Raw genomic sequence first — 2,644 nt, 5'->3', positions numbered from 1 at the left:
TACCAAGGCTGAATATATGTTTGATGGCAGCTCGTGCGGGGTGTTATCGGCGATACACGAGCAATCGCCGGATATTAACCAGGGCGTTGACCGTAAAACCAAAGAAGAGCAAGGCGCCGGCGACCAGGGTATGATGTTTGGCTATGCCACCGTAGAAACCGATAACTACATGCCTTTGGCATTGGATATTGCCCATGCCATTTTATTGGAGCTTGCCGCGATACGCCGGGAGAATACCGACATTAAATATTTGCGCCCGGATGCAAAATCGCAGGTTACGCTGGAGTATGGCGATGACAATCAGCCTGTACGCATTGATGCCATTGTGGTATCGACCCAACACGATGATTTTGACGAAGAGGCAAAAATGCTGGCCAAAATACGCGAAGACATTATTGGCATATTGATACCTCGCGTAAAAGCTAAATATCCAAAATACGGCCACTTTTTTAATGACGATATTGTTTACCACATTAACCCTACCGGTAAATTTGTGATCGGCGGCCCGCATGGCGACACCGGCTTAACCGGCCGTAAAATCATCGTGGATACTTATGGAGGCAAAGGCGCGCATGGCGGCGGCGCGTTTTCGGGCAAAGACCCATCAAAGGTTGACCGCTCGGCTGCTTATGCTACCCGCCACATCGCTAAAAACCTGGTTGCTGCCGGCTTATGCAGCGAGATATTGGTACAGGTAAGCTACGCTATTGGCGTTGCCAAGCCTATGGGTATTTATGTGAACACTTTTGGTACAGCAAAGGTTAAACTGACCGACGGCCAGATTGCCGAAAAAGTTGAGGCATTGTTCGACATGACACCTTACGCCATTGAAACCCGTTTTAAACTGCGCAACCCTATTTATAGCGAAACCGCTGCTTACGGGCACTTTGGTAAAGAGCCGCAAACCGTAACCAAAACCTTTACACTGCCCGATGGTACTGCTAAAACCTTTGAGGTGGAGCTGTTTACCTGGGAAAAACTTGATTATGTAGATAAGGTAAAAGCTGCCTTTGGTTTATAAAATATGAAGCCCCCGTTAGCTAACGGGGGCTTTTTTTATGCCTTTAATACGTGTAGTGGCCGGTGCGTTTCATTACCCTCACCATTTTGCGGTGCCTGCGCTCGGCGTAATAATCGTTGGTGATAAGGATGGCGTGAATAATGCCCGGTATCCAAAAACAAATAGTAAGGATAATGCTCAATATAAACGCGCCGATGCGCCCGGTTGTTAAAACCGCGATAGGTGGAAATATAAAGCAAAGGAAGTAACGCATGCTATTGTTTAGAGTGCCCTGCTCTGGTAATGTTACATAATCGCACAAAGATTAGTTGGTTTTTACGCATTAATTTACCTTTGAAACATGCAGCATCCCGAAGAAAACCCCTGGAAAATAACTTCCCAAAAAGAAATATACAGCAACCCCTGGATAGGATTGACCGAGTATCAGGTGATCAACCCATCGGGCAACCCGGGGATATACGGAAAAGTGCATTTTAAAAATGTGGCAATAGGCGTTTTTCCGTTGGATGATGATTTGAATACTTATTTGGTGGGGCAGTTTCGTTTCGCGCTGGGGCAGTATAGCTGGGAGATGCCCGAGGGCGGCGGCCCGTTGGGTACCGAGCCTTTGGAATCGGCCAAGCGGGAGTTGTTGGAGGAAACGGGGCTGAAAGCCAATGATTGGAGCGAGCTGCAGCGCATCCATTTGTCAAACTCGGTGAGTGATGAGTTGGGCATTGTTTATTTGGCCCGGGGATTGGAGCAGTTTGAAGCCGAGCCTGAGGATACCGAACAACTGGAAGTGCGCAAGCTTCCTTTTGAAAAGGTATATGAAATGGTATGCAATAATGAGATTACAGACTCGTTGACAGTGGCTGCCGTACTTAAAATAAAGGTGCTGTTGTTGGAGCAAAAGCTTGGCTGAGAGGAGCGTTATACTTTTATCCATAAATTATTACTTTTGCCCCGACGATGAATAAGTTTTTTGGATACATCCTTACGCCAATATATTACCTTTTCTTTTGGTTTTGGTTGGGCATATTCCACCCCACGCAGTGGCTGGCCTATAATATAGGTGGGTACAAAGCGCATAAACTTATTGTTGACTGGATGAACTTTTGGCTGGTTGCCACGTGTTATCTGCTGGGTATCCGCGTAACTTTTACCAACAATTATCAGTTGCCATTAAACCGGCCCATCATTTTTTTGGCTAACCACCAAAGCATGTACGATATTCCGCCAATCATCTGGTTTTTGAGGCAGCACCATGCCAAGTTTATCTCGAAAATTGAATTGACCAAGGGCATCCCATCCATATCATATAACCTGCGTAAAGGCGGGGGTGCCAATATCGACCGGAAAGATACCAAGCAATCCATTATGGAAATTGTGAAACTGGCAGGCAGGATGCGGGAGAAAAACTGGTCGGCGGTGATATTCCCGGAAGGGACACGTGCCAAGGATGGCAAAGTAAAGACGTTTCAGGTGGGTGGTGTGGCCACGATACTTAAAAAATGCCCTGAAGCATTATTGGTTCCGCTGGCTATCGACAATTCGTGGCGGATGGTGCAATATGGCTTTTACCCGCTGAGCGCGTTCGAGCATATTACCTTAAAAGTGTTGGAGCCCATTGAGCCCGCAGGC

The 2,644-nt window shown here is 47.0% G+C and carries 4 protein-coding genes; 3 read left to right on the top strand and 1 reads right to left on the bottom strand.

Features of this window, described 5'->3' with window-relative positions; genetic code table 11:
• Window positions 1-1,021 (top strand): methionine adenosyltransferase (gene metK, locus QZX97_RS11800; protein WP_295664668.1); only part of this gene is annotated, 1,021 nt, incomplete at its 5' end.
• A 43-nt stretch (window positions 1,022-1,064) separates the two neighbouring features.
• Here the strand turns inward: metK and QZX97_RS11795 are convergent.
• A complete protein-coding gene (locus QZX97_RS11795; RefSeq protein WP_295649680.1) occupies window positions 1,065-1,274 on the bottom strand; it encodes a YqaE/Pmp3 family membrane protein in 210 nt (69 codons plus the stop codon).
• An 87-nt stretch (window positions 1,275-1,361) separates the two neighbouring features.
• On the opposite strand from QZX97_RS11795, the gene QZX97_RS11790 reads away from it, so the two are divergent.
• Window positions 1,362-1,925 (top strand): NUDIX hydrolase, encoded by a 564-nt coding sequence (locus tag QZX97_RS11790; protein WP_295664667.1) that lies wholly within the window; start codon window positions 1,362-1,364, stop codon window positions 1,923-1,925.
• Between the two features lie 47 nt (window positions 1,926-1,972).
• Window positions 1,973-2,644: lysophospholipid acyltransferase family protein (locus tag QZX97_RS11785; protein WP_295664666.1), on the top strand; the 672-nt coding region annotated here is incomplete at its 3' end.

It is taken from the genome of uncultured Mucilaginibacter sp., from assembly GCF_903893715.1.
Classification (GTDB): Bacteria; Bacteroidota; Bacteroidia; order Sphingobacteriales; family Sphingobacteriaceae; genus Mucilaginibacter.
Note: the sequence above shows the minus strand (reverse complement) of the source record. Positions and strands in the feature narration are given on the sequence as shown.